Genomic DNA, 25,759 nt, shown 5'->3' with positions numbered 1-25,759 from the left:
TTAATATTTAAAATATTGATTTTGAATACTTCTTCCAGTTATCTTGATAGTGTTTAGTGTTTTCCTCTACTGCTTTTTTTTCTTCCTCAGTCACTTCTCTTATAACTTTTCCCGGAGAACCAACAACTAAGGAATTGTCAGGTATCACTTTATTCTCAGTAATTAATGCTTTTGCTCCAATGATGCAGTTTTTTCCAATATTTGCTTTGTTCAAAATTACTGCTCCAATTCCAATTAAACTATTATCTCCAATAGTACATCCATGAAGCATCACTAAATGACCTATAGTAACATTTTTACCTACTCTCAACGGACAGCCGGGATCTGTATGTAAGACACTGCCATCTTGAATATTAGATCCCTCACCTATATGAATATTTTCTATATCCCCTCTTAAAACAGCATTAAACCATATGCTTGTATTCTTCTCCAATGTAACATCTCCAATTACAGTTGCGTTTGGAGCTACCCAATTTTCGCCAGAGTTTTTTGGTTTTTTATCTTTTAAATCATAAAACATAATTTATATATTCTTACAGTATGCCAATACAAACTCCAATATGTGATTTTGGTCAAAAAGCTATTCCATTTGAATTAAAATCAACTGAAAATAAAATTCTTTCGTTAGATGATATCAAGGGAGAAAATGGAACTTTGATAATGTTTATCTGTAATCATTGTCCTTATGTAAAAGCCGTTACAAAAGAAATAGTTGAAGATTGCAATGAATTAAAAAAAATTGGAATAAATTCTGTAGCAATCTGTGCAAATGATGCTGAGAATTATCCAGAAGACTCTTTTGAAAATATGATTAAATTTTCAAAAGATAACAATTTTAATTTTCCTTACTTAAACGATGAAACACAAAATATTGCAAAAGCATATGATGCTGTTTGCACACCAGATTTTTTTGGATATAACAAAAATTTAGAACTTCAATATCGTGGAAGATTAAGAGAGTTAAGAAATCTTATACCTGTTAAAGAAGGTGAAAGTGATTTGTTAAAAGCAATGAAACAAATTGCTGATACAGGCAAAGGTCCTAAAGACCAAATTCCTAGTGCTGGTTGCAGCATAAAGTGGAAAACTAATTAATGTATTTAATTGTTACTAGATCTTTTCCTCCTGAGCTTGGTGGAATGCAAAGCTTGATGTGGGGTTTATCAAAAGAATTATCTAAAAATTTCATGATAAAAGTTTTTGCAGATCATATTGATAATCATAAAGATTTTGATGAACAAGCCTCATTTTCAATCGAGAGAGTTGGTGGAATAAAACTTCTTAGAAAATATAGAAAAGCTCAATTAATTAATGAGTTTATTAAAAATAATAAAGTTGAAGGAATAATTGGAGATCATTGGAAAAGTTTAGAGCTTATCAAATCTTCAAAAAAAAAATATTGTCTTATACATGGTAAAGAGATTAATCATCCTAAAGGATCAACTCAAAATAAAAGAGTTTTAAATGTTCTTAACAATGTAGAAAAAGTTATTGCTAACTCGCAATACACTAAAAACCTTGCTATTGAATGTGGTATTAATGAAAATAAAATTGTTGTTATAAATTGTGGAGTAGATCTAGCAAAAGAATTAAACGAAAAATCATTAGAAAAAGTTGAAAGCTTACTAAAAATTAAAACGCCAAGATTAATTACTGTTTCAAGATTTGATAAAAGAAAAAACCATGAAAAAGTGGTGATGGCTCTTAGAAATCTAAAACAAATTTATCCAGATATTGTCTATATTTGTATTGGATATGGTGATGAAGAAGAAAATATTAAAAAATTAGTAAAAGAATTAAATTTAGAAGAACAAGTAATGTTTTTTAAAGACATAAGTGATGATTTAAAAAATGCTCTTGTTGCTAAATCAAATTTATTTGTAATGCCTTCTATAATTCATAAAAAATCTGTTGAAGGGTTTGGAATTGCATATGTTGAAGCAGCACAATACGGTGTACCATCTATAGGTGGGAAAGATGGAGGTGCGGTAGATGCAATAGATCATGAAAAAACTGGTTTAATATGTGATGGAAATAATCTTGATGATATTTATTCTTCAATTAACTCAATCTTAGAAAATAAAAAATATTTAGAATATGGAAAAAATGCAAAAGAATTTGTGAATAAATTTCAATGGTCAAAAATAATTGAAGAATACAAAAAGATACTAAATTGATTTCAAATAATAAATTAGCAATTTTTTTAATTATAATCTCAGTTTTTTGCGGAACTTTAATGTTAACCTTTTTAAAATTAGCACAAGAGGAAGTTAATGTTTATGTAGCAGGTTTTTTTAGATTTTTATTTGGTTTCCTAATTATTTTTCCTTATATGTTAAAAACTAGATTTAAAGTTTTTAAATCAAATCATCATAAAAAACATTTTCTTAGAGCAGTTTTAAACTTGCCCTCAATGCTTTTATATTTCTCAGCTTTAACAATGATGCCAATTGAAAAAGCTACAGCAATATCTTTTGTTGTTCCTTTCATAGTAACTATTTTGGCTGTTTTGTTTCTTGGAGAAAAAATTTATATCTACAGAAGCTTTGCGCTAGTTTTGGGATTTGTTGGTATGCTGGTAATTTTAAGACCGGGTATGATTGACATCTCTATTGGAGTTTATATGGCACTGGCATCATCTTTTATGTGGTCAATAGTGATTATAATTACAAAAACTATAACAAAAGACGATAGTTCGATTACAATTTTATCTTATGGATACTGTTATATGACTATTTTTAGTTTCCTTATTGCATTGTTTTATTGGCAAACACCAAGTTTACAAACTTTGATTTATTTATTTTTTGCAGGTCTTTCTGGAACATTGTTACATCTTTGTATAAATCACGCTTATAAATTAGTTGATGTCAGCATGACACAACCCTATTCTTTTCTAAGTTTAGTATTTGCATCTCTGATTGGTTACTTCATATTTAGCGAAATCCCTGATCTCTTCACTTGGATTGGTGCAAGTATAATATTTTTAGGAGTTTTCATTATGTCATACCGTGAAATGAAGCTTAATAAAGAAATTATTAGAAAAAGAATAGATATTAAATCCTAATTTTTCTTCTTAAGGGTTTTGTAAATATGCCAAACTACAATTAAAATTGTAGTAGCAAGAATACATGCTGTTAATGTTCTGTCCCACAAAAATTCCCACGAACCATTACTTAATAACAAAGAACGTCTTAAGTTTTCTTCCATCAATCCACCAAGTACAAAAGCTAATATCAAAGGTGGCATAGGGAAATCATATAATCTTAAAAAAGTTGCTACTACAGCAATTCCAATCATTAAATAAATATCAAAATTATTAAATGACATTACATAAATCCCAGTAACAGAGAAAAATAAAATTAAAGGAATTAAATAATTTTTAGGTACAGCAAGAATTCTAGCTATATAAGGAATGAGTGGTAAGTTTAATATAAGAAGAATTACCATTCCAATATACATAGACATAATTATTGACCAAAAAATCTCTGGATTAGTCATGTAAAGTCTAGGACCTGGCTGAACACCAAATCCTAAAAGAGCCCCAAGCATTACTGCTGTAGTTCCACTACCAGGAATCCCTAAAGTAAGCATTGGCACAAAAGAACCAGAGCAAGCAGCATTGTTTGCAGTTTCTGGTGCTGATAAACCATTTACACTTCCCTTACCAAATTTTTCTTTTTCTTCGTCACTAACTACGTTTCTTTCCATTCCATAAGCTAAAAAAGAAGCAATTGTTGCGCCAGCTCCAGGTAAAACACCAATTAAAAAACCAATTACTGATGATCTTGGAATTGTTTTGTACATTTTAGTTCGTTCTTCTTTATTAATCTTAATTGACCCTAATTCTGTTAATGAAACTTGTTTAGCAGCAGTAGTTGGATCATTTCTCTTTAAAATAATTGTTAAAGCTTCACTCATTGCAAAAGTAGCCATCACAACTAGTACAAAGCTAATACCATCAGTTAAGTTCATATTATTAAATGTATATCTTGTAATATCAGACAAACTGTCTTGACCAACTGAAGCTAACATTAAACCTAGAACAACCATCATCATTGCTTTTAAAAATTGTCCTTTAGATGAAAATGCAGCAATAGCTGTTAAACCTAAAATCATTAAAGCAAAATAATCAGGAGATCTAAAAGATAAACTCACTTTAGATAAGCTTGGTGCCATAAATAATAAATAAATTGCAGATAATGTTCCGCCAGCAAATGAACTCCAAGCAGCAATTGCTAAAGCTTTTCCAGCTTTACCTTGTTGTGCCATTGGATAACCATCAAATGAAGTTGCAACTGTTCCTGGAACACCAGGGGCATTTAATAATATTGAAGAAGTTGATCCACCAAATACTGCACCGTAATAAACTCCAGCCATCAAAATTAATCCAGTTGCAGGCTCAAAACCATATGTAATAGGTATCATTAAAGCAATTGCAGTCATTGGACCAAGACCAGGAAGCATTCCAATGATTGTTCCAAAAAAACAACCAACCATAACCATTAGTATATTTTGGAGTGTAAGTGCAGTTGTTAATCCAATTAGTATTCCTTCAATCATCCCATTACTCCAATTAATTGTAAAAATGGATCTCTTAAATAAATATCAAGAATACCATGAAGTAAGTACATAAAGGCAGCAACAAATGGAAAGGATAATAAAAACATTAAAATCCACCTTCGTTCTCCTAAAAAATAATATGAAGCAAATAAAAATAATGAAGTAGTTAAAAAATAACCAACTTTTAAAATTGTAGCTCCGTAAATAATAGCGATTAATATAAGTATACCTGTTTTTTTATACTCTAAATTTTTATGCTCTACTTTAATTGTATTTGGGTCTGGTAAAATGAGTTTTAATCCAGAAAAAAATAAACCTGCATAACCTAAATAAATTGGAAATGTTCTAGCATTGAATGGAGCATTTTCATCGAATGTAAAAACTTGAATTTGATAAGCTAAATATAAATAAAATGCTGAAAAAACAAAAAAGAGCAGTGATATAATTTTTGTAGTATTTATATTCACTGCTCTAATTTTAGTTTCTAACCAAAGGTTAGATAACTCCTAGTTTCTTCATAAGAGCTGTCATTTCTTCAGTTTGTTTTTCTAAGAATGAAACAAACTTACCTTCTGGGTTATAAATATTAACCCATGCATTTCTTGCTCTCACTGTTTCCCATTCAGGAGTTTTTTGTACATCGCCAAGCATTTTTGCAATTGCTGCTTTATCAGCATTGCTCATACCTGGAGGGCCAAAGAAACCTCTCCAGTTAACGAATTGTACATCATATCCTTGTTCTTTAAGAGTTGGTGCATCTGGTGCATCCGAAACTCTTGAAGGAGCAGTAATACCAATAATTGTTACTTGGTCTCTTGCACCCATCAATTCACCTAAACCAGTTGAAATGATTTGAGTTTCTCCAGATAAAAGTCCAGCTAAAGCTTTTCCACCAGCATCATAAGGAATGTATGCAACAGCATTTGGATCTGCACCTGCAGCTTGGAATGCTAAAGCACCAATTAAATGGTCCATACTTCCTCTTACTGATCCACCAGCCATTTTAATTGAGCTTGGATCTTTTTTATATGCATCAACTACATCTTTAAAGTTTTTGTAAGGTGAGTTTTTTGCAACTGCAATAGCACCGTAGTCACCAATTACACCAGCAATCGGCACAACATCTTTGTAAGATAAAGTTCCGCTACCTTTTACATAACCTTCATGTCTAGTAATTGATCTTAATACCAATGGTGTAGATTGAACTAAAACTGTATTAGCAGGTTTAGTATTAATCATGTAAGCAAGTGCTTTACCACCACCACCACCTGACATATTTTCAAATGATGCGCTTTTTAACATGCCAGCTTTTGTTAAAGCTTCTCCAGTACCTCTAGCAGTTCCATCCCAACCACCACCAGCACCACCACCGATTACAAAGTGCAATTTATCAATTGCTACTGAGCTACTAGTTGTTGCTGAGAATAATAGGATTGCTGAGAATAATACTGAAAATAGTTTTTTTATGTTTTTCATTATTTTCCCTCTCTATTTAATTTAATTGGATTTAATTTATTTTAATGACCGTTGTCTAAATAAATAAATACTATTGTTCTATTCAATAGAACAATATATTCTATTAAATAGAATAATATGAAAACTAATAAAAAAATTATTGGTGTAGATGCAGTAAATAAAGCTTTGGAAATCCTAAATTGTTTTACCGAAAAAAATGAAGCTTTAACTATAACAAAGATAGCTAATATTACAGGAGATCATAAAAGTAGAATTTCAAGAATATCAAAATCACTTGAGAATTTTGGATACATTAGAAAAATAAAAAGTGGTGAATTTAAAATTGGTCATACAATCCCAAGATTATTTGAAATTTATGAAAGTAGTTTTAATTTAAAAAATTCTATTAAAGCTGAATTAGATTTCATATCATCCAAAACAAAAGAGACAGCAAGTTTTTTTGTTAGACAAAATGATGTAAGAGTATGTATCCAATCAAGTTCACCTAACAAATCAATAAGACACCAAGAAGTCATTGGAGGTAAAAAACCTATTAACAAAGGTTCAAGTGGTCATGTTTTGTCGGCTTATAACAATTTAGAAATTAAAGATAAAGACGATGTTTTAAAAAATGGATATGCTATGACTTTTGGAGAAAGAGATTCTGAAATGGCATCTATATCAGTTCCAATATTTAAAAAAAAAAATCAAATTCTGGGTGCATTAACTATTGCTGGTCATATTTCTAATTTTAATAAAAAAAACTGTATTAGCTTTCTAAATGTTCTTAGATCTTCTAGAGTTAAAATTGAAAAGAATTTAATTCAAACTAGATAATGCTAAAACAGATTAATCAAATTTTCACAGTTAAATTTATTTCTGTTTTAATTATTGCTTTTCCTAGCGCAATATTTGCAGAATATTTAAATATACCTCTAGCCTGGTTTTTGGGACCAATGATAATCACCTCAATTGCTGCATTATCAGGACTAAAAATCATTATGCCTAAAATTGTATTAAGTTTTATCTTGATAATTTTAGGTTTGCATATTGGAAATTACATAGATCAAAATCTATTTAATCAAATGTTTGATTGGATTTGGACTTCGCTAATTATGCTAATCTACATAATAATTTGTATTTTAGTTGTTGCTAAATACCTCCAAAAATTTGCAAGTTATGGAGAAAAAGCTTCAATCTTTTCGGCAGCTCCTGGTGCACTGGGTCCTTTAATGATTTTAGCTGAAAATGAAAAAACGGATTTATCTCAAGTTGCAACCTCTCACTTAATTAGATTAATCATCATAATAACTGTCATTCCATTTATTATAGTTAATAATACTGACAACAATGTTTTGTTAAATGATAACTTCAATTATTTAACTCAAAATCATTTAAATTTAATTTTACTTATTGTTGCATCTTTATTTTTTATTTTTGTTTTTGATAAAATTAGAATTCCTGCTGCTTTACTATCTGGAACATTATTTGCGAGTGGTTTATTACAAATTACAGATATAGCCTCATATAAATTGCCAGATGAAACGGTAAATTTTTGTCTGCTAATTCTTGGCTCTTCTGTCGGATGTAGGTTTGCTGAAAAAACTGTTAAAGAGATAGCCAATAATTCTCTTCATAGTATTGTAGCTACTACTATTTTGGTAGTATTAGGTTTGATTGCAGCCTATGTTGCGACATTCTTTGTTGATACAAATATTTTAACTTTAATATTATCTTTTAGTCCTGGAGGAATTTATGAAGTGGCAGTTATAGCAATTGCTTTTGATTTAGACCCAGACTTTGTAGCTTTTCACCATATAATAAGGTTACTTTTTATTCTCTTTACGGTTCCATTTATTTTAAAGATTTTAAAATACAAAAATTAAAGTTTTTTATACTTTAAATATATTTTAGCTTTTTCTAAGTCCTCATTATTATCTACAGCTAATGATTTATTAGACATTTTGATCATTTTTACTTTATGTCCTTCTTCTAAAAATCTTAAAATTTCAATATCTTCTAATGACTCGATCGGTGTTTTGTTTTTAGCTTTTGAGAATTTTAATAAAGCCTCTCTTGGAAATGAATAAGCACAAATCTGCCTCCATGCTTTTTTAAACTCTAGTTTTTTGTTAGATGGAATGGCGGCTCTAGACATATAAAGAAGATATCCTTTTTTATCAAAAACTACTTTTGGTATTGAAGAACTGAAAAAAAGTTTTTTATCTTTTATTTCTGCATAACCATTAATTATTTTTTTTGGATATTTTTGCGCTTCTTTGATCAACATTTTTAAATCATTAGGATTAAAAAAAGGCTCATCCCCTTGAACGTTTATATAAAAGTTACATTTTATTTTTTTTGCTACTTCTGCTACTCTATCTGTACCTGTTAAACATTTGTTGGAAGTAATTATAGATTTAATATTGTATTGATCACAAACTTTTTGAATTTTTAAACTATCGGTTGCGACTATAATATTTTTTTTATTTATTACTTTGGTGCATTGATTGTAAGTTCTTACAATCATTGGCAATCCACCAATATCAGCCAAAGGTTTACCTGGTAATCGTTTTGATTTATATCTTGCTGGAATTACTACAATATATTTCATTTTTAATAATTATTTGTTCATTTACTATATTAATGATTTTAATCTCTCAAATACTTTTTCTGCTGAAAGTTTTGATAATTCAGGTGATTGTATCGCTTTAAAGTTTTCTCTTTCGATACTAACTTTAAAAGGAGTTGTATGTGACCCAAATAAAGCTACACCTTTTGATCCTAAGTGTGCAGTTATGTGAGCGGGTCCAGTATCATTAGCAACCACAAATGAACTATCTTTAATTAATCCAGATAATTGCGAAATATTTAAAGCTTTACCATTATCTAGAACACATAAACCATTTATATTTTTTGCATCTTCAATTTCATCTGGTCCAGGTGCAGTAACTACTTTAAATTTATTTTGAAATTTTTCATAAATTAAAGAGATTAGGTCGTTATAGTAAGGCCATTTCTTTAAAGTCAAGTGAGGTGAGCAAAAAGGAAAAAGTATTATGTAATTATCTAGTTCATGATTTTTTTTAATTTGTGAAATATCAACTGTGCTCCATGAAAAGTCTGGTTCCATAGTATGATTTGTATTAATTCCTGAAGATTTCAACTGATGATCAAATCTTGAAAGAACAGAATTTTTATCAAAATCTTTTTTAGTTGTTCCTTCTGGAAGAGTTGTTTCTGTTGAACACCAGATAGTTTTGTCAGCTTTAGGAAATAATATATTTTTATAAAATGATGTTCTGCTAGAATTTTGAAGATCATAAACTTTTGAGAAATTATATTTTTTAATCTCTCTCATCAGTAAGTATAAATAAATTAAGTTAATCTTTGACAATCTCTTGTCTAGAATAACATTTGAAATATGTGGATTTTTTTTAAATAATTCAAAATAAGGTTTTGTTGTTAATAAATGGATTTGATCTCCTTTATGATTTTCAGAAATATCTTGAATTGCCCCACATGCTTGAGCTATATCGCCTAAAGATCCATGTTTAATAATTAAAATATTAGACATAATTCTAACAACTTAACATAGTATAAAGTTTTATGAATAAAATTATAGTCGAGGTTTCTGTTGGAGAGCTTTTAGATAAGATTTCAATATTAGAAATCAAACAAGATAAAATTAAAGACCCAGAAAAATTAAGTTTTATAAACAACGAGCACTCTATTCTTAAAAATCAGTTAGAAAAAAATGTTAAGTCTGATGAGAAACTTGAAAAATTATTTCAAGACTTAAAAGAAATAAATGCCAAACTTTGGGTTATTGAAGATGATAAAAGAGATTGTGAAAAAAATAAAGATTTTGGAGAAAAATTCATAAAACTTTCTAGAGATGTACATTTTTTAAATGATGATCGTGCAAAAATAAAACTAGAAATGAATAACCATACTGGTTCAATTATTAAAGAGATTAAAGAATATACTAGTTACTAAAAACTTTTGGAAACCAATCCTCTCTCATCTGATCTCCTGATTTTAAATTAATTCCATCGAATGGTGGTGATGTTGGACCACCTCTTTCAACAAATGTAACATCATCACCTATAAATCTCATAGAGAATGCTCTACGAGATTGAGAACTTTGATTTCCTGTGGAACCATGAACAGTTTTAAAATTAAACAAAACTGCATCACCTAATTTTAGGTCTGGAACCAATATATTTTCCTCAAATTCTTCTTTTTTTGGAAGACTCATAAAAGAACTATCATCTTCATACCAAGGTTGATCGTTAGACCATTTAGTAGGTCTTAAAAGTTTTTGCCATTTATGTGATCTTAAAATTAATTTAAGGTTATTTTCTTTATTTACTTCATCTAATGGTACCCAAAAACTTCCTGTGTCATCTCCATCAACACAGTAATACGGCATATCTTGATGCCAAGGTGTTTCTTTGTTTGTTCCTGGATCTTTAATAAAAAGATGATCATGAAAAATTTGTATAGATTTTGAATTTGTAGCCTCAGCAACTATTTGAGCTGCAGGAGAATTAAACATACAAGCTTTGAATTCTTTTATTCTTTCCCAATTGCAATAGTCCTCAAAAAACCTTCCTTCATTTTCAGTTGCATTTTCTCTTCCATGTTGGCTTGGGTTGTCTAAAACTTTTTGAAAACCTATTCTTAATGGTTCGATCCAATCTTTAAATATACCTTTAATAATTATTGCACCAAGATTTTGATAATCATCAATCTGTTTTTGAGATAGATACATTTTTATTGTTGGAAACTATATTTTTTTTCTAAATACTTAATCACATTATGAATAACGAAAGTCATAAACAAATAGATTCCACCAGCTACAATAAATACTTCAATAGGCTTAAATGTTGTTGATATGATGTATTTTGCAACACCAGTTAAGTCCATTAGTGTTACGGTGCTTGCTAATGAAGTGCCTTTCATCATCAATATGATTTCATTTCCATATGCAGGTAGAGACTGTCTTATCGCAATAGGTATTTGAATTTTATAAAATATAATTTTGTTTGAAATACCTAGACTTTTTCCAGCTTCAATAATTCCAGGTTTTATAGTTTGGAATGCAGATCTCAATATCTCAGAAGTGTATGCACCTGTATTTAATGTAAAAGCTATAATTGCACACCAATAAGGTTCTTTTAAAACAACCCATAAAAATGTTGATCTTAAATATTCAATCTGTCCAAGACCAAAATAAATAATAAAAATCTGAACTAATAAAGGGGTGCCCCTAAAGACATAAGAATATCCATAAGCAAATTTATTAATAATTATATTTTTGTTTAATCTTAAAATTGCAAAAAATAATCCGAGAAATAATCCAAAAAATAAAGAAGCAGACAAAAGCTTTAAAGTAATAACAGTTGCTCCTAAAAGTTTTGGAAAACTAGTGATCATTAAATCAAAATCCATTAATAACCCCTACTATATTTGGCTTCTAATTTATTAATTAACTTCATACTTATGTAAGTCAGCAATAAATATAAAACTGCCGCAAAAGAATAAAAAAATAATGGATCTCTTGTAGATCCAGCAGCAATATAAGATTGTCTCATGATTTCAACTAAACCAGTTACTGATATTAAAGAAGTGTCTTTTAAAGTAATTTGCCAAACATTACTTAAATTTGGAATTGCCAATCTTAACATTTGTGGAAGAATTATTTTATAAAATTGACCAAACTTGCTTATTCCTAAAACTTTAGCAGCTTCAAACTGTCCTTTATCAATTGATTGAATAGCTCCTCTAAAAACTTCTGTAGAATAGGCTCCTGAAATTATACCAATAGCAACTGCACCAGTAATGAATGCATTGATTTCTATATATTCGTAATAACCAAATATTGATGCAACATACATGATTGCACCACTGCCACCAAAAAATAATAAATATATTACTAATAGTTCTGGTACACCTCTTATTACTGTGGTGTAAAAATTACCTATAAAGTTTAGTGTTTTGTATTTTGAAAGTTTAAGCGGTGTAAATATTAATGCAAAAAGAAAACCAACTAACATTGCTGTAACAGATACAGCAACAGTCATTAAGGTTGCATAAAATAACTCGTCACCCCAACCTGTTTTTCCAAATGCAAGAAGTTCCATATAGACTGGCGACTATATATTATAGTCGCCAAATCCAAAATTAATTACATAGAAGCGTCGAAACCAAAATGTTTAATTGCAAGTTTGCTAATTATTCCTTGTTTTCTAGCTTTGTTAATTGCTTTATTGAAATCTTTTAAGATTTTAGCGTCTCTTTTACCAATAGCACTATCATCAGCTTGTCTGATTCCAACACCAACTCCATTTCCAAATGCACCACCTGAAAAAGTTGGTCCAACTAAAACAACTGGCTTACCAGATTTATCAGCATAGTCTGTAAATGCTACAGCTGCAGCAAGTGCAACATCACATCTTCCAGAAGTTAAATCTAAATTAACCTCGTCTTGAGTTTTGTAAGTTCTAACATTTACACTACCAACATCACCAGACTCTAGGAAGTTTTGGTGAATTGTACCTGTTTGAGTACAAACAGTTTTTCCAGCAAGAGCATCAGTTAGAGTTTTAAGTGCTTTTTTAACACTTGAACCACCTAAAGATAAGTTGATACCTTCTGGTGTGTCCATACCTTCTAAGCTTGAACCTTTCATAACAGCAAGAGACGCAACTTCATCAGCATAACCTTGTGAGAAAGTAATTGTTTTCTTTCTCTCATCAGTGATTGACATACCGGCCATGATTGCATCAAATTTTCTCATTACTAATGCGGGTATCATTCCGTCCCAATCTTGCTCAACGATTGTACACTCATACTTCATAATTTTGCAAAGCTCTTGAGCCAGCTCAACCTCAAATCCAATTAAATTACCAGAAGCATCTTTTGAATTCCATGGAGGATAAGCACCTTCAGTTCCAATTTTAATTTTCTCAGCAGAAACATTTCCGATGATTAAAAAAGAAGCTAGAACTGTTAAAATAGTTTTTTTGAATATATTCATATTTTCTCCTTTAATTGGAATAATTATTTCACAATTTTTAGAAAGAAAAAAGAAAAATTAATGATTTATTGAAGATGAAAAGTTCCAAGCACAATCAAAACTTGGTATATAAACTCTAGATAATTTAGCATTACCAAAATTTTGATTAAAGACATTTAACCAACTATCAACTTGCTTAGGTTTTTTATCCTGACTACCAACTTGAGCTGTAATTACACCTTTTGGTTTTAATATTCTCACTAAAGAGTCCATATTTTTTGCAGCTAGATCTATGCAAAACTGGTCATCATTAAGATCAACAAAAATATGATCGTAAGTATCATCAGCTACTGATTTAATACTTTCAAATGCATCTCCCCATACACATTTAACTGAATTTTTTTCCGTAGCTTTTTTTCCAATATCACCAAGATGTTTATTGCAAACGTCTACAACTTCTGGATCTAACTCATACCAATCAATAAAATTAAAATTTTTTGAAATACATTCTCTTGCAACTCCACCATCTCCACCTCCAATGATAGCTGCTCTTTCATTATCTTTGTTTAAATTTAAACCTGAACCAACAAATGTTGAGCTATATAAATGTTCATCAGTTGCAGCAACTTGAATTTCACCATCTATAAACAATGATTTTCCAAACTGCTCGAGATCTAAAATTTCAATATGTTGACCTACTTTAGATTTAAAATCTTCCAAAACATCATTTACAACATAAGATTTTTGTAAACCTGGAGAGCTATAAATGTCATGATAAAGTGATTTTGTATCTCTATTAAATTCTTTTTTAACAATTCTTGTATGTTCAAATTCCTTTTTGATTATATCAATTGCAACTGATGGACTCACTTTTCCGCAAGTAAAAAAATCAAAACTAATAATTCCTTTTTCAGGAAATGTATGAAAGCTGATATGACTTTCTGCTAAAAGAGCCAATATTGTGAAACCTTGAGGTTCAAATTTATATTTAGAAATATTTAGTATTGTTACTTTTGCAGCTTTTGCAATTTCATGAATTACTTTTTCATAAATAGAAGGATCGTACTCTTTTGTAGTTCCAATGATATCTAGAGTTATATGCTCTCCAACTTTGGTCATTAGCTATCCTTTTTATAATTTTTAGCTTTGGATAAAACTTTATTCATTTCAGCTTTAGAAAGAATTTGAGGCTTACCCAATTTTAGGCTCGTTATATACTGAAGCGATATATTTTCAACCTCTTCAGCTAACTCAAAAGCTTTTGGTAAATTATCTTCAAATGCAATCTGACCGTGATTTGCAATTAAACAAGCTTTTCTACCTTTTAGAGCTCTCAAAATATTTTTAGATAAATCTCTTGTTCCAAAGGTTGCATATTTTGCACATTTAATGTCATAGCCACCAGCCATTGCAACCATATAATGAAAAGATGGGATTCCTTTATTATGAGTAGATACAGCAGTTGCATTTGTTGAATGAGCATGAACAATCGCTTTAGCTTCTTTTTTATTTTTATAAATATCTTGATGAAATTTCCATTCTGAAGATGGAATACCTTTTTTATTGTCAAACTCACCATCTAATGAAACGAAAACTATATCTTTATTTTTTAAAGTTGAGTATTTTTTTCCAGACGGAGTAATTAGAAAACCATTTTTATACCTTACTGAGATATTTCCAGATCTTAAAGCTGATAATTTTTTTGTATTCAACATTTTTGAATATCGAATAATTTCAGAACTTAAATTTTTCATTTGAATAAGTTTTTTAGTCCATTGGTGGAAGCTTCACATACTCCTCTCTCAGTAATTAATCCACTTACATATTTTGCAGGAGTTACATCAAAAGCTAAATTCATTGCTTTACTTTTTTGTGGGTATATAAAAACTTTCTTAACTTGATTGTTTTCATCAATGCCCTCAACATGAGACAATTCCTCAGAATTCCTTTCCTCAATAGGAATGTCTTTTGCATTTTTAATATTCCAATCAATTGTTGAACTTGGAAGTGCAACATAAAAAGGAACTTTATTATCATGTGCGGCTAAAGCTTTTAGATAAGTTCCAATTTTATTACACACGTCTCCATTTGATAAGGTTCTATCTGTTCCAACAATACACATATCAACTTCCCCTCTTTGCATTAAGATACCTCCAGTATTATCAGCAATAATTGTATTTGGGATTTCTTCTTCGTTTAACTCATATGAGGTTAAATTTGCACCTTGGTTTCTTGGTCTTGTTTCATCTACCCAGACATGAACTGGAATTCCTTTTTTATGGGCATGATATATGGGCGAAGTTGCTGTACCCCAGTTAATTGTTGCTAACCAACCTGCATTACAATGAGTTAAAATATTTACTGTATTTTTTTTCATATTGTAGATTTCTTCAATTATTTTTAATCCATTAATACCTATATTCTCACAAAACTTTTCATCCTCATCACAAATTTCTTTAGCTTCTTTTAAAGCTATATCTAAAATTTGATCGCTATTGATTCCTGACAATTTTTTCATCATACGATCTACAGCCCATTTCAAATTTATCGCTGTGGGTCTTGATTGAATTAATTCCTCTGCACTTTTATTAATAAATTCTTTATTAGTATTCTCCTGAATAGCTAATACCATCCCATAAGCAGCTGTTGCCCCAATTAAAGGAGCGCCTCTAACTTCCATAACCTTGATTGCATTGATTGCATCTTTAACTGTTTTAAGATCTTTTATTATAAATTGATGTGGAAGTTTTGTTTGATCAATTATTTTTACTATTTTATCCTCGTACCATATTGTTCGATACTCTTTTCCTTGAATTCTCATTTACTCAAAACTCTGCCTGCAATCGTCTTTAGCTTATCTATTGTTTTTTGGGTTCGTTTTTCTGGAGAAGTAATAATAGCTACATCTAGACAATTATTAGTTGGATCATTTGGATCTATATGGCTTTCAAAATTCTCAATTAAATTTTTAATCATCACTTTTGCTTTTTCAGCATTTCCTAACAAAACTTTTATTACTTGTTGAACATCAACGTTTTCATGATCTGGATGCCAACAATCAAAATCTGTAACCATTGAAACTGATGCATACCTAATTTCTGCCTCTCTTGCGAGTTTTGCTTCAGGCATATTAGTCATACCAATTACATCTGCTTTCCAAGATCTATATAAATTAGATTCTGCCAATGTAGAAAATTGAGGACCCTCCATAACAACATAGGTTCCATTTCTTTGATATTCTATATTGGATTTTTTAATTGCATCTTCACAAGCATCCATTAGTCCATTTGATGTAGGATGTGCCATCGATACATGAGCAACGATTTCATCATCAAAAAAAGTTTCTACTCTTGCAAAAGTTCTATCAATAAACTGATCAACAATAACAAATTTTCCAGGTGGCAATTCTTCTTTCAAAGATCCTACGGCTGAAACTGAAACAATATCAGTAACACCTAACTGTTTTAACGCATCGATGTTTGCTCTAAAATTTATATTAGAAGGAGAAACAAAATGACCTCTCCCATGTCTTGGCAAAAAATAAACTTCTTTATTATTATAATTAGTTTTTAATATTTGATCAGATGGTTTGCCCCAAGGTGTATTTATTTCTAATAATTCTCTGTTAGTAAATTCTTCAACATCATAGAGACCACTTCCACCAATTATTGCTAATTTATTTGTTGTCATAATTTAAAATATATTTATTTATAATTGAGTATTATGAATTTAAAAGATCATATTAGATCAATTCCTGATTATCCTAAAAAAGGTATTCTATTTAGGGATATAACTACTCTAATTAAAAACGAGGAAGCTTTTGCTGAAACAATTAATCAAATCATTGAAAGATCTAAAAAATACAAAATTGATAAAATTGCTGCAATAGAATCAAGGGGTTTCGTGTTTGCCTCAGCTGTTTCTTATATACTTAAAAAACCTTTTATAATGTTGAGAAAAAAAAATAAATTACCAGCTGAAGTACATTCTGTAGATTTTGAATTAGAGTATGGCACTGCAACTATTGAGGTTCATAAAGACTCTATTTTAAAAGATGAGTCTGTTTTAATAATTGATGACTTAATTGCAACAGGTGGTACCGCAGAAGCTGCTGCTAAATTGGTTGAAATGTGTGATGCAAAAGTTGCTGCATTTGTTTTTGTTATTAATTTATTTGATTTAGGTGGATCAGATAACTTAGTTAATAAAAACTATAAAGTTGAAAATTTAATTGAATTTCCAGGTCATTAAATGGTAGCGGGAAGTGGGATCGAACCACTGACCTCGGGCTTATGAGTCCCGCGCTCTAACCAACTGAGCTACCCCGCCATAAAGAGTGAGATTTATACTACATTTATTAACTCTTTCAACTATAAGTAAATTTCCTATGAAAAAAAAAATTACTTTTCTATTTATCAGCCACTTTTTCTTTTTAATAATCGGCTTTGGCTTAGGTATATATTTTCTACCAATTTTAACCGCACCAGAGTCAGTCGAAATAAGTAAAATTAATGAGTATGAAAATAAATCTAAATATCAAACTGAGTTTGTAAGAGATTTAAGAGGGAGTGATCCATTTCACTGGGGAGAAGCAAAAGTTACAATCTCAAATAAAAAGATTACAGTTAACGGTGCAATTGCACCCGGGCCAGATTATAAACTTTATCTAACAAATGAATTTACACAACATGAAGATGAATTTTTACAAATTAAAGATCAAGCTAAATATGTTGCAGAAGTTAAAAGTTTTGAAAATTTTGTAATTGATGTTCCTTCAAATGTAGATGTAAGTAAATTCAATACTGTTGTTATTTGGTGTGAAAGTTTTAATGAATTTATAACAGCAGCTAAATATCAATAAAGCTGATATTGTTGTAATAAAATTTAAATTAAAATAAAAAATTAGTCTAGATGATTAAATATTTTAATAAACATTACTGGTTTCGAAAACTTTTGGTTAATAAGTTTATTTCAAAATTTATAAATCCAAAATTTATAAATAAATTAGTATTTAATTCTATTTATAAATCAAATTACTGGAATAAAAGTAAAAAATTTGATGCTAATATCCAATCATTATCAGGACCTGGCTCTATTCCAAATTCGATACAAACAAATCATTTGCTAAAAGAATTAGAAAAATTTTTTAGAAATAATAATGTTAAGAAAATTTTAGATGCACCATGTGGAGATTGTGCATGGATTAGTAAAATGTTTAACTCTGAATTAAATTTTACTGGCATCGATATAGTAGATGACCTTGTTAAACAAAATAAATTAAAATATGAAAAAAATAATATCAAATTTTATTGCAGAGATATTTCTGAGATTGAGCAGTTTGATGATTATGATTTTGTTTTAATGCGAGATTTCTTTATTCATTTACCTATTGAAACAATTAAAAAAATTTTAATTAATCTAAAAAATTCAAAATGCAAATTTTTTGCTTTTAACAATTATGAGGGTGTAAATTTGAACAAAGATATTGCTACCGGTCAACACAGAAAAATAAATGTTCTGGAAAAACCATTTAATTTAAATGAACCATATCATAAAATTCTTGAATTAAAAAATTACAACTTTCCTGATAAAGATTTAAACGACAACTTTTTGTATATTTATAAAAATTAATTTTAATTAATTTTTTTTAAAATTAGTTTGTTTTAATGGTTTAAATATAATTTTAGCAGAATATTGAACTTTTTCTATTTCTATCGAAATATTTGCATTAAGAAGTTCGTCTTTTGAATAGTCGTTATTTATATAACCGAAAGCGAGATTTTTTTTGAAATTAAAAGAATAATTGCCTGATGTTGTTCTTCCAATTATTTTATCATCTTTATAAATTGGTTCATCATGAAGCAGAAGAGGGTTTCCAGGTTCGTTACTTTTAAGAACAAACATTGCAAACTTCCTGTCAATTTTTTTGTCTTTTATTTTTTCCAGTGCTTCTCTTCCAATAAAATTAAATTCTTTCTTGTAGCTAATTGTAAAGTTAAGACCTGCCTGGTATTGGTTTTCTTCAGGTGAAATATCATGGCCCCAGTGTAAAAAACCACTTTCCATTCTCATAGTATCTAATGCATGCATTCCACAATTAGATAAATTATATTTCTTACCTTTTTCTATTAATTTCTCATATATATTTTTAGACTCAGAATTTTTAACATAAAGCTCATAACCTAACTCTCCAACGTAAGATAATCTTTGGGTCCATATTTTAGTTCCGTTAATTTCTATATATTTTGAATTCGCAAACTTAAAATTTTCATTACTAAAATCATCTGAACTTAAATCTTGCATTAACAGCCTACTCTTTGGCCCAAATATTCCAAACACACAATAATCATCAGTAATGTCAGTTAACTCAACATTATCCGATAGATGCTTTTTAATATGAAATTTATCTCTTTCTCTTGTTGCTGCAGAACTAATAATTCTAAAATGATTTTGATCTATACAAACTACTGTAAGATCTGCTTCAATTCCTCCGTCATTATTAAGCATATGAGTATAAGTACATTTTCCAGGTTCCTGCTTTATATTTGATGTACAAATTCTCTGAAGATCTTCATAAGCTTTCTCAGATTTAATTTCAAATTTAGAGAACGGAGACAAGTCATATAGCCCAACATTAGTTAGAGTGTTGTTGGTTTCGTATTCAACTGATGGATACCAGTTTTGGTAATTGTAACTGTATTCATACTCAGCTTTTTCACCATCAAGAGCAAACCACATCGGTCTTTCATAACCGGCTGAAACTCCAAAGCATGCACCAAAACTTTTTAATTCATCATGGTATGGTAATTTTTTTATGTTTCTTGATGTTTTGTGTTGTTTATAGGGCCAATGCATTCCATACAAATCACCAAGAGACTCAGTTATACGATCTTTGATAAAACCTAAATCTGAATGAAACTTTTGAAATCTCTTTATATCATAATTAAAAATGTCTTCATTGATATGGCCAGTCATTAACCATTCTGCAGTTACTTTTCCAACTCCACCCCCACTTCCAATTCCAATACTATTCAAACCACAACTAACAAATAAATTTTTAACCTCAGGAACCTCGCCTAACAATGAATTTGTATCAGGTGTAAAAGACTCTGGTCCAGAAAAAAACTTTCTTATTCCAACTTGTTCTAAAACTGGAAATCGTTTCATAGATTTTTCTAAATAAGGTTCAAAATGATCAAAATTTTCTGGAAATTCACCGAATGAAAAATCTTCTGGAACTTTATTAGTTTTATTAAATGCTGGAATTGATTTACCTTCAAATATTCCAATTAAAAGTTTTCCAGCATCTTCTTTAATATAAGTGCTACTGTCAAAATCTCTTATTACAGGTAAAGTTGGTGAAAGATTTTCAATTGGTTCTGTAATTACATAAAAATGTTCTGCAGGATATAAAGGAATACTAACTCCTATTCTTTCTCCAATTTGTCTAGACCACATACCTGTTGCAAGAACCACATATTCACATTCAATATCTTGTCCATTAACTTTGACACCACTAACTCTTCCATTTTTAGTTAATATTGTTTCAACAGGTGATTGCTCAAATATTTTTGCTCCACCTAGTCTTGCACCTTTTGCTAACATGTGTGTAACACCACTTGGATCAGCTGCACCATCACCTGGCATTAACACTCCACCTTTTAAATCCTCTGTGTACATGATTGGATAATTTTTCTTTATTTGATGTTTATCTAAAATCTTAATATCAACATCATACAATTGAGCCGTGGTTGCCTGTCTTTGAAGCTCTTGCCATCTAGCATCAGTTTGAGCAATCGAGAGTGCTCCATTAATTCTTAAACCAGCTGAGTGATCAACTTCTTTTTCTAATTTTTTATAAAGATCTAAAGTATATTTTCTAATTTTTGTTACAGCTGCTGTAGGGCCTAATTGACTAACTAATCCTGCTGCATGCCAAGTTGTACCTGATGTTAATTGATCTCTTTCTAAAAGAATAACATCTTTCCAACCAAATTTTGTTAAGTGATAAGCTACAGAACATCCTATAACACCTCCACCTATTACTACTACTTTTGTTGATAAAGGTAATGTTTTGTTATTCATAAATTATAGTGATAATAAGAAACTTTGATAAATTGTAAATAAAATGAAAAGCGTCCTTTTAACTGGTGGTGCAGGATATATTGGAAGTAATGTTGCCAATTTTCTTTTAGACAAAGGTTTAAAAGTTACCATTATTGATAATTTAGTTACAGGAAATAAAAGTTTAGTTCCAAAGAAAGCAAAGTTACATATTTGTGATATATCTGATGAAAAAAAAGTTACTAAAATAATTAAAGGTAATAAATTTGACATTGTCCTTCACTTTGCTGGCTTAATAAGAGTAGATGAGTCAATCAAAAAACCACAAAAATATAATTTAGCTAATTACAAAAAAGGTAAAATTTTTTTTGAAACTTGTTTTAAAAATAATTTAAGTAAAATTATTTTTTCTTCGACGGCATCAGTTTACGGTAATAATGGTTTAGATAAAGTTTCTGAAAACAATAAAATAAAACCTTTAAATCCATATGCAAAAACAAAATTAAAACTTGAAAAGTTTTTAATCAAAAAATCAAAATCGAAAAAAATTAAATTTATAATCCTAAGATACTTCAATGTAGCTGGAGCTGATCCTAAACTAAGAACTGGGCTAATTTCAAAATCTTCAACAAATTTGATTAAAGTAATAAATGAAGTAGCTGTAGGAAAAAGAAAAAAATTTATAATAAATGGGAATAATTACAACACTGAAGATGGTACACCTATAAGAGATTTTATTCATGTAACAGACCTTTCTGAAATACATTTTTTGGTAGGCAATTATCTACTTAAAAATAATAAATCTAATATATTTAACTGTGGATACGGTAAAGGTTATTCAGTTTTGCAAGTTTTAAATAAAATGAACGAAATTAGTAAAACAAAAATACCAGTTATTTTCGGAAAGAGAAGATCTAAGGATATCATGATTTCTATTTCTAATACAAAAAAATTTGATAAATATTTTAAATGGAAACCAAGATTTAATGATTTAAAGTTTATTTTAAATACATCATATAAATGGGAAAAAAAATTAAATCTCTAAAAAACTAAACTAAAAATACAAAAAAAATGAAATCAAAAATATTTATAACAGGATCCTCTGGTTTTATAGGTTTTCACGTAGCTAAAAATCTGCTTGATAAAGGATTTAAAATTCACGGACTAGACTCTATGAACAACTACTATGATGTTAAAATCAAAAAAGATAGACTTGCAATTTTAAAAAAATATAGAAATTTTTCTTTTACTCAAAATTTACTAGAGAATGAGAAAAATATTGATAAAATTGTATCAAAATTTAAACCTTCAGTTATCATTCATTTAGCAGCTCAAGCGGGCGTTAGATACAGTATTGAAAATCCTGATAAATATTTAAAATCTAATATAATTGGTACATTCAATATTTTAAATATATCTAGAAAAAATAATATTAAACATTTAATAATTGGATCAAGCTCCTCTGTTTATGGTGCAAATAAAAAATCTCCATTTAAAGAAACTCACAAAACTGATCACCAGGTAAGTTTTTATGCGGCTACAAAAAAATCTACAGAAAGTATTGCTCATTCATACTCTAGTTTGTGGAAATTGCCGGTTACAATGTTAAGGTTTTTTACAGTGTATGGTCCTTGGGGAAGACCAGATATGGCTTATTTTAAATTTACAAAAAAAATATTAGATGGAAAAAAAATTGATATTTATAACAAAGGTAAGATGTATAGAGATTACACTTATATTGATGACATTGTTGCTGGGATAACAAAATTGATTTCGAAGCCACCAAAAACAAATCAAAAATTAAAATTTAAAAATGATAGTTTGTCTCCAGTAGCTCCCTTTAGAGTATTAAATATTGGAAATACAAAAAAAATATACTTATTAGATTTTATTAATACTTTAGAAAAAGAACTTAATAAAAAAATCAAAAGAAATTATTTACCAATGCAAAAAGGAGATGTTTATTCTACTTGGTCTGATAGCTCCCTTTTAAAAAAAATCACAGGATATAATCCTAAGACAAATTACAAAACTGGAATTAAAAAATTTATCAAATGGTACTTAAGCTACTATTCCTAAAAAATACTTGATGGATCTACATACTCATGACCAAATACATCTGCAACTGCTTTATAAGTAACCATTCCTTTGTGAACATTTAATCCAGCTAAAAAGTTTTTATCTTCACTTAATGCTTTTTGATAACCATTGTTAGCAAGTTTAACTAGATAAGGTAACGTTGCATTATTTAATGCTAATGTTGAAGTTCTTGGAACTCCACCTGGCATATTTGCTACACAATAATGAACAACGTCATCAACAATATAAGTTGGTTCACCGTGAGTAGTTGGTTTACTTGTTTCAACACATCCACCTTGGTCAATTGCAACATCAACAATAACTGAGCCTCTTTTCATACTTTTGATCATATCTCTAGTAACCAATTTTGGAGCCTCTGCACCTGGAATTAAAACTCCACCAACTAATAAGTCTGCTTCAGAAACTAATTTTGGAAGATCAATTTTATCACTTTGCTCTGGAATAATTTTATCTCCGAACACCTCCACTAATTGTTTTAATCTAGATTCAGATTTATCAACAATATGAACTTTAGCCTGCATACCTGTTGCTATTACTGCAGCGTTTTCACCTACTACACCACCACCTAAAATAACTACAGTTCCACCAGTTACTCCTGGAGCACCACCTAATAAAAGTCCTCTTCCACTTTGATTTTTTTCTAAGCAATGAGCGCCAGCTTGTACTGACATTCTTCCAGCAACTGCACTCATTGGGGCTAATAATGGTAATCTCCCATTATCATCTGTTACTGTTTCATAAGCTATATTTACACTCTTTGATTTAATTAACCCTTCTGTTAATTCCTTCGCTGCTGCTAAATGAAGATAGGTATAAACAATTTGATTTTCTCTAATCATATCAACCTCAACTTTTTGAGGTTCTTTAACTTTAACAATTATATCTGCATCATTAAATATATCAGCTGCAGTATTTGCTATCTTTGCGCCTGCATTTGTATATTGATCATTTTCAAATCCAGCTTCGAAACCGCCATTGTTTTCAACAATAACTTCGTGACCTTCAGAAACTAAAGTTTTAACACTCTCTGGTGTTAGCCCTATTCTATTTTCTTGAGGTTTTATCTCCTTAGGTACGCCTATCTTCATAAGCACTCTCCATGTCTTTAATTAAACTAATTAGTTCTTTTGGTTTTTTTGATAGTTCGTAATACCTGTTCTAAGTTTATCAATAATCTCATCTATATGTTTTTCTTCACATATAAATTGAGGAGCGATAATTAGACAGTCACCAGTTGCTTTAAAGTTAACACCTGCCTCATAACAAGCTTTAAAACATTCATAACCTGCTTTACCTGGTTTGGTATTCATTTTCATATCAATGCCACCCATCATTCCATAACCTCTTATGTTTTCAACAGATTCTAAATCTTGAAGAGAAAATAATCCTTTTTGGAAATAAGGTGCTAAATTTTTTGCTCTATTAAAGATATCTTCTTTTTCAAAAATATCTTGAACAGCTAAGCCTGCTGCTACTGCAACTGGAATTCCTGAATAAGTATAACCATGAAATAATTCAACAGATCCCATTGGAGAAGCATCCATTACTGCATCGTAAATTTCATCTTTACAAGCAACTACACCCATTGGAACAACACCATTAGTTGTTGCTTTAGCCATAGTCATCAAATCTGGAGTAACACCAAATTCATGACTTGCAAAAGAAGAACCTGTTCTTCCCCAACCTGTAATCACTTCATCAAAAATTAAAAGAATTCCATGCTTGTCACAAATCTCTCTTAATCTTTGTAAGTATCCTTTTGGTGGAACTAAAGTTCCAGTAGATCCAGCGATTGGCTCTACGATACATGCTGCAATATTTTCTGGTCCAAAGTTACTTGCAATTCTCTCTAAATCATCTGCAAGATCCCCTCCTGTTTCAGGTTGACCACTAACAAATTTATGTTCTGGTAAATGTGTATGTCTCATGTGTTGAACACCTGGCATTAATATGCTTGCAAATGTTTTAACATTATTGATCATTCCGCCAACTGAAACACATCCGATGTTCATTCCGTGATAACCTCTTTCACGCCCTACAAATCTAAATCTATGAGCGTTTCCTTTTGCTCTGTGATAAGCAATTGCAATTTTAATTGCAGTTTCAACAGCTGTTGAACCACAAATAGTAAAAAACATTTTATTTAAATCACCTGGAGTGTGTTTTGAAATTTTTGTGGCTAATTCAAATGAACCACCAAAACCTTGCTGAAAAGGTTGAGCATAATCTAAAGTCTCTAATTGTTTAGTAACTGCCTCTGTAATTTCTCTTCTTCCATGTCCTAATGGATTACAAAATAATCCTGAGCTCGCATCAATTTGTGTTTTTCCATGGTGAGTTTTTAAATAAACTCCTTTTGCTTCAGTAATTAATCTTGGGTTTGCTTTGAAATCTTTATTCGATGTAAACGGCATCCAATGTTCATTTAATGAATTTGGAACTGAAGTTCTTGTCTCTGAGCTCATAAATTTTTTTCTCTCTTTATTAACTGTTATAAATATTTCCAACTATTAGACTAAATCAATTAGTTTGCTAGAAATATTTTGACCACCCAAA

General features: G+C 29.7%; 28 protein-coding genes and 1 tRNA gene. 11 read left to right on the top strand and 18 right to left on the bottom strand.

Going from position 1 to position 25,759, the window contains the following annotated elements:
- Nucleotides 1-7 precede the first annotated feature (7 nt).
- A complete protein-coding gene (locus tag ACTTAO_RS06420) occupies nt 8-520 on the bottom strand; it encodes a gamma carbonic anhydrase family protein (RefSeq protein WP_440677008.1) in 513 nt (170 codons plus the stop codon).
- A gap of 20 nt (nt 521-540) precedes the next feature.
- On the opposite strand from ACTTAO_RS06420, the gene ACTTAO_RS06415 reads away from it, so the two are divergent.
- The 3 genes from ACTTAO_RS06415 to ACTTAO_RS06405 are packed head-to-tail and all read left to right on the top strand — an operon-like array spanning nt 541 to nt 3,064.
- Nucleotides 541-1,095, top strand: coding sequence for a thioredoxin family protein (locus tag ACTTAO_RS06415; RefSeq protein ID WP_440691517.1), 555 nt, complete (start codon nt 541-543; stop codon nt 1,093-1,095).
- Nucleotides 1,095-2,177 carry a glycosyltransferase family 4 protein gene (locus ACTTAO_RS06410; protein WP_440691516.1) on the top strand — a complete coding sequence of 361 codons (1,083 nt, stop codon included), beginning with the start codon at nt 1,095-1,097 and terminating at the stop codon, nt 2,175-2,177. The genes ACTTAO_RS06415 and ACTTAO_RS06410 overlap by 1 nt, the downstream gene beginning before the upstream one ends.
- Nucleotides 2,174-3,064: a DMT family transporter gene (locus ACTTAO_RS06405; protein ID WP_440691514.1), complete on the top strand. Its 891-nt coding sequence runs from the start codon at nt 2,174-2,176 to the stop codon at nt 3,062-3,064. Before ACTTAO_RS06410 ends, ACTTAO_RS06405 begins: the two co-directional genes overlap by 4 nt.
- Here the strand turns inward: ACTTAO_RS06405 and ACTTAO_RS06400 are convergent.
- From ACTTAO_RS06400 to ACTTAO_RS06390, 3 genes are read right to left on the bottom strand one after another with little or no spacing between them, the layout of a single operon-like run.
- On the bottom strand, nt 3,061-4,560 hold the full coding sequence (locus ACTTAO_RS06400) for a tripartite tricarboxylate transporter permease (protein WP_440691513.1): 1,500 nt from the start codon (nt 4,558-4,560) through the stop codon (nt 3,061-3,063). The genes ACTTAO_RS06405 and ACTTAO_RS06400 overlap by 4 nt on opposite strands.
- Nucleotides 4,557-5,027 carry a tripartite tricarboxylate transporter TctB family protein gene (locus ACTTAO_RS06395; protein WP_440618295.1) on the bottom strand — a complete coding sequence of 157 codons (471 nt, stop codon included), beginning with the start codon at nt 5,025-5,027 and terminating at the stop codon, nt 4,557-4,559. The genes ACTTAO_RS06400 and ACTTAO_RS06395 overlap by 4 nt, the downstream gene beginning before the upstream one ends.
- 28 nt (nt 5,028-5,055) lie before the next feature.
- A complete protein-coding gene (locus ACTTAO_RS06390) occupies nt 5,056-6,036 on the bottom strand; it encodes a tripartite tricarboxylate transporter substrate binding protein (RefSeq protein WP_440691512.1) in 981 nt (326 codons plus the stop codon).
- 117 nt (nt 6,037-6,153) lie between these two features.
- Here ACTTAO_RS06390 and ACTTAO_RS06385 point away from each other — a divergent pair, with 117 nt between their 5' ends.
- A complete protein-coding gene (locus ACTTAO_RS06385; RefSeq protein ID WP_440691511.1) occupies nt 6,154-6,852 on the top strand; it encodes an IclR family transcriptional regulator in 699 nt (232 codons plus the stop codon).
- Nucleotides 6,852-7,901: an AbrB family transcriptional regulator gene (locus ACTTAO_RS06380; protein ID WP_440691510.1), complete on the top strand. Its 1,050-nt coding sequence runs from the start codon at nt 6,852-6,854 to the stop codon at nt 7,899-7,901. Before ACTTAO_RS06385 ends, ACTTAO_RS06380 begins: the two co-directional genes overlap by 1 nt.
- Here the strand turns inward: ACTTAO_RS06380 and ACTTAO_RS06375 are convergent.
- Nucleotides 7,898-8,629: a 3-deoxy-manno-octulosonate cytidylyltransferase gene (locus ACTTAO_RS06375; RefSeq protein WP_440691509.1), complete on the bottom strand. Its 732-nt coding sequence runs from the start codon at nt 8,627-8,629 to the stop codon at nt 7,898-7,900. The two genes, ACTTAO_RS06380 and ACTTAO_RS06375, sit on opposite strands and share 4 nt — an antisense overlap.
- Before the next feature lie 24 nt (nt 8,630-8,653).
- The gene (locus ACTTAO_RS06370; protein ID WP_440691508.1) at nt 8,654-9,592 is read right to left on the bottom strand and encodes a glycosyltransferase family 9 protein; all 939 of its coding nucleotides are present in this window, start codon (nt 9,590-9,592) and stop codon (nt 8,654-8,656) included.
- A 32-nt stretch (nt 9,593-9,624) separates the two neighbouring features.
- Between ACTTAO_RS06370 and ACTTAO_RS06365 the strand changes: the two genes are divergently transcribed.
- Entirely contained in the window at nt 9,625-10,014 is a 390-nt protein-coding gene (locus ACTTAO_RS06365; protein WP_440691507.1) for a DUF6165 family protein, read from the top strand.
- Here ACTTAO_RS06365 and ACTTAO_RS06360 read toward each other — a convergent pair.
- From ACTTAO_RS06360 to ACTTAO_RS06325, 8 genes are read right to left on the bottom strand one after another with little or no spacing between them, the layout of a single operon-like run.
- Complete coding sequence (locus ACTTAO_RS06360; protein WP_440691505.1) at nt 10,004-10,792, bottom strand: phytanoyl-CoA dioxygenase family protein; 789 nt, start codon at nt 10,790-10,792, stop codon at nt 10,004-10,006. The genes ACTTAO_RS06365 and ACTTAO_RS06360 overlap by 11 nt on opposite strands.
- A 2-nt stretch (nt 10,793-10,794) precedes the next feature.
- Entirely contained in the window at nt 10,795-11,472 is a 678-nt protein-coding gene (locus ACTTAO_RS06355) for an ABC transporter permease (RefSeq protein ID WP_440691504.1), read from the bottom strand.
- The gene (locus tag ACTTAO_RS06350; RefSeq protein WP_440618288.1) at nt 11,472-12,164 is read right to left on the bottom strand and encodes an ABC transporter permease; all 693 of its coding nucleotides are present in this window, start codon (nt 12,162-12,164) and stop codon (nt 11,472-11,474) included. The genes ACTTAO_RS06355 and ACTTAO_RS06350 overlap by 1 nt, the downstream gene beginning before the upstream one ends.
- A 44-nt stretch (nt 12,165-12,208) precedes the next feature.
- Entirely contained in the window at nt 12,209-13,060 is an 852-nt protein-coding gene (locus tag ACTTAO_RS06345; protein WP_440691502.1) for a transporter substrate-binding domain-containing protein, read from the bottom strand.
- A 57-nt stretch (nt 13,061-13,117) separates the two neighbouring features.
- On the bottom strand, nt 13,118-14,158 hold the full coding sequence (gene speD, locus ACTTAO_RS06340) for an adenosylmethionine decarboxylase (protein ID WP_262589017.1): 1,041 nt from the start codon (nt 14,156-14,158) through the stop codon (nt 13,118-13,120).
- A complete protein-coding gene (locus ACTTAO_RS06335) occupies nt 14,158-14,793 on the bottom strand; it encodes a class II aldolase/adducin family protein (protein ID WP_440691500.1) in 636 nt (211 codons plus the stop codon). The genes speD and ACTTAO_RS06335 overlap by 1 nt, the downstream gene beginning before the upstream one ends.
- Nucleotides 14,790-15,860 carry an S-methyl-5-thioribose-1-phosphate isomerase gene (gene mtnA, locus ACTTAO_RS06330; protein WP_440691498.1) on the bottom strand — a complete coding sequence of 357 codons (1,071 nt, stop codon included), beginning with the start codon at nt 15,858-15,860 and terminating at the stop codon, nt 14,790-14,792. Before mtnA ends, ACTTAO_RS06335 begins: the two co-directional genes overlap by 4 nt.
- The gene (locus tag ACTTAO_RS06325; protein ID WP_440691496.1) at nt 15,857-16,729 is read right to left on the bottom strand and encodes an S-methyl-5'-thioadenosine phosphorylase; all 873 of its coding nucleotides are present in this window, start codon (nt 16,727-16,729) and stop codon (nt 15,857-15,859) included. The genes mtnA and ACTTAO_RS06325 overlap by 4 nt, the downstream gene beginning before the upstream one ends.
- Nucleotides 16,730-16,762: 33 nt before the next feature.
- Here ACTTAO_RS06325 and ACTTAO_RS06320 point away from each other — a divergent pair, with 33 nt between their 5' ends.
- Nucleotides 16,763-17,290, top strand: a complete 528-nt coding sequence (locus ACTTAO_RS06320) for an adenine phosphoribosyltransferase (protein ID WP_440618283.1) — start codon at nt 16,763-16,765, stop codon at nt 17,288-17,290.
- A gap of 1 nt (nt 17,291) precedes the next feature.
- Here the strand turns inward: ACTTAO_RS06320 and ACTTAO_RS06315 are convergent.
- Nucleotides 17,292-17,368 (bottom strand) — tRNA-Met (locus tag ACTTAO_RS06315).
- Between the two features lie 58 nt (nt 17,369-17,426).
- On the opposite strand from ACTTAO_RS06315, the gene ACTTAO_RS06310 reads away from it, so the two are divergent.
- Nucleotides 17,427-17,900: a DM13 domain-containing protein gene (locus ACTTAO_RS06310; protein ID WP_440691494.1), complete on the top strand. Its 474-nt coding sequence runs from the start codon at nt 17,427-17,429 to the stop codon at nt 17,898-17,900.
- Nucleotides 17,901-17,950: 50 nt separating this feature from the next.
- Nucleotides 17,951-18,670 (top strand): class I SAM-dependent methyltransferase, encoded by a 720-nt coding sequence (locus ACTTAO_RS06305; protein ID WP_440691492.1) that lies wholly within the window; start codon nt 17,951-17,953, stop codon nt 18,668-18,670.
- Nucleotides 18,671-18,676: 6 nt separating this feature from the next.
- On the opposite strand, the gene ACTTAO_RS06300 is transcribed toward ACTTAO_RS06305, so the two are convergent.
- A complete protein-coding gene (locus tag ACTTAO_RS06300; RefSeq protein WP_440691490.1) occupies nt 18,677-21,124 on the bottom strand; it encodes a GcvT family protein in 2,448 nt (815 codons plus the stop codon).
- 43 nt (nt 21,125-21,167) lie between these two features.
- Between ACTTAO_RS06300 and galE the strand changes: the two genes are divergently transcribed.
- Both galE and ACTTAO_RS06290 read left to right on the top strand, forming a co-directional pair.
- Nucleotides 21,168-22,148: a UDP-glucose 4-epimerase GalE gene (gene galE / locus ACTTAO_RS06295; RefSeq protein WP_440691488.1), complete on the top strand. Its 981-nt coding sequence runs from the start codon at nt 21,168-21,170 to the stop codon at nt 22,146-22,148.
- 26 nt (nt 22,149-22,174) lie between these two features.
- The gene (locus tag ACTTAO_RS06290; RefSeq protein WP_440691487.1) at nt 22,175-23,182 is read left to right on the top strand and encodes a GDP-mannose 4,6-dehydratase; all 1,008 of its coding nucleotides are present in this window, start codon (nt 22,175-22,177) and stop codon (nt 23,180-23,182) included.
- Here the strand turns inward: ACTTAO_RS06290 and ald are convergent.
- Nucleotides 23,179-24,291 (bottom strand): alanine dehydrogenase, encoded by a 1,113-nt coding sequence (ald, locus tag ACTTAO_RS06285; protein WP_440691485.1) that lies wholly within the window; start codon nt 24,289-24,291, stop codon nt 23,179-23,181. The genes ACTTAO_RS06290 and ald overlap by 4 nt on opposite strands.
- Before the next feature lie 30 nt (nt 24,292-24,321).
- Nucleotides 24,322-25,668: an aspartate aminotransferase family protein gene (locus ACTTAO_RS06280; RefSeq protein WP_075505902.1), complete on the bottom strand. Its 1,347-nt coding sequence runs from the start codon at nt 25,666-25,668 to the stop codon at nt 24,322-24,324.
- Nucleotides 25,669-25,759: the final 91 nt, after the last annotated feature.

This window comes from Candidatus Pelagibacter sp. HIMB1782 (assembly GCF_052047475.1).
Taxonomy (GTDB): Bacteria; Pseudomonadota; Alphaproteobacteria; order Pelagibacterales; family Pelagibacteraceae; genus Pelagibacter.
Note: the sequence above shows the minus strand (reverse complement) of the source record. Positions and strands in the feature narration are given on the sequence as shown.

Bases quoted from the DNA above. Each gene is read 5' to 3' on its own strand.
- ACTTAO_RS06280 (WP_075505902.1), bottom strand. From the start codon at position 25,668: ATGAGCTCAGAGACAAGAACTTCAGTTCCAAATTCATTAAATGAACAT.
- ACTTAO_RS06290 (WP_440691487.1), top strand. From the start codon at position 22,175: ATGAAATCAAAAATATTTATAACAGGATCCTCTGGTTTTATAGGTTTT.
- ACTTAO_RS06345 (WP_440691502.1), bottom strand. From the start codon at position 13,060: ATGAATATATTCAAAAAAACTATTTTAACAGTTCTAGCTTCTTTTTTA.
- ACTTAO_RS06355 (WP_440691504.1), bottom strand. From the start codon at position 11,472: ATGGATTTTGATTTAATGATCACTAGTTTTCCAAAACTTTTAGGAGCA.
- ACTTAO_RS06390 (WP_440691512.1), bottom strand. From the start codon at position 6,036: ATGAAAAACATAAAAAAACTATTTTCAGTATTATTCTCAGCAATCCTA.
- mtnA (WP_440691498.1), bottom strand. From the start codon at position 15,860: ATGAGAATTCAAGGAAAAGAGTATCGAACAATATGGTACGAGGATAAA.
- ACTTAO_RS06420 (WP_440677008.1), bottom strand. From the start codon at position 520: ATGTTTTATGATTTAAAAGATAAAAAACCAAAAAACTCTGGCGAAAAT.
- ACTTAO_RS06385 (WP_440691511.1), top strand. From the start codon at position 6,154: ATGAAAACTAATAAAAAAATTATTGGTGTAGATGCAGTAAATAAAGCT.
- speD (WP_262589017.1), bottom strand. From the start codon at position 14,158: ATGACCAAAGTTGGAGAGCATATAACTCTAGATATCATTGGAACTACA.
- ACTTAO_RS06310 (WP_440691494.1), top strand. From the start codon at position 17,427: ATGAAAAAAAAAATTACTTTTCTATTTATCAGCCACTTTTTCTTTTTA.
- ACTTAO_RS06350 (WP_440618288.1), bottom strand. From the start codon at position 12,164: ATGGAACTTCTTGCATTTGGAAAAACAGGTTGGGGTGACGAGTTATTT.
- ACTTAO_RS06325 (WP_440691496.1), bottom strand. From the start codon at position 16,729: ATGACAACAAATAAATTAGCAATAATTGGTGGAAGTGGTCTCTATGAT.
- ACTTAO_RS06410 (WP_440691516.1), top strand. From the start codon at position 1,095: ATGTATTTAATTGTTACTAGATCTTTTCCTCCTGAGCTTGGTGGAATG.
- ACTTAO_RS06370 (WP_440691508.1), bottom strand. From the start codon at position 9,592: ATGTCTAATATTTTAATTATTAAACATGGATCTTTAGGCGATATAGCT.
- ACTTAO_RS06320 (WP_440618283.1), top strand. From the start codon at position 16,763: ATGAATTTAAAAGATCATATTAGATCAATTCCTGATTATCCTAAAAAA.
- galE (WP_440691488.1), top strand. From the start codon at position 21,168: ATGAAAAGCGTCCTTTTAACTGGTGGTGCAGGATATATTGGAAGTAAT.
- ACTTAO_RS06335 (WP_440691500.1), bottom strand. From the start codon at position 14,793: ATGAAAAATTTAAGTTCTGAAATTATTCGATATTCAAAAATGTTGAAT.
- ACTTAO_RS06360 (WP_440691505.1), bottom strand. From the start codon at position 10,792: ATGTATCTATCTCAAAAACAGATTGATGATTATCAAAATCTTGGTGCA.
- ACTTAO_RS06380 (WP_440691510.1), top strand. From the start codon at position 6,852: ATGCTAAAACAGATTAATCAAATTTTCACAGTTAAATTTATTTCTGTT.
- ACTTAO_RS06375 (WP_440691509.1), bottom strand. From the start codon at position 8,629: ATGAAATATATTGTAGTAATTCCAGCAAGATATAAATCAAAACGATTA.
- ACTTAO_RS06365 (WP_440691507.1), top strand. From the start codon at position 9,625: ATGAATAAAATTATAGTCGAGGTTTCTGTTGGAGAGCTTTTAGATAAG.
- ACTTAO_RS06400 (WP_440691513.1), bottom strand. From the start codon at position 4,560: ATGATTGAAGGAATACTAATTGGATTAACAACTGCACTTACACTCCAA.
- ald (WP_440691485.1), bottom strand. From the start codon at position 24,291: ATGAAGATAGGCGTACCTAAGGAGATAAAACCTCAAGAAAATAGAATA.
- ACTTAO_RS06305 (WP_440691492.1), top strand. From the start codon at position 17,951: ATGATTAAATATTTTAATAAACATTACTGGTTTCGAAAACTTTTGGTT.
- ACTTAO_RS06415 (WP_440691517.1), top strand. From the start codon at position 541: ATGCCAATACAAACTCCAATATGTGATTTTGGTCAAAAAGCTATTCCA.
- ACTTAO_RS06300 (WP_440691490.1), bottom strand. From the start codon at position 21,124: ATGAATAACAAAACATTACCTTTATCAACAAAAGTAGTAGTAATAGGT.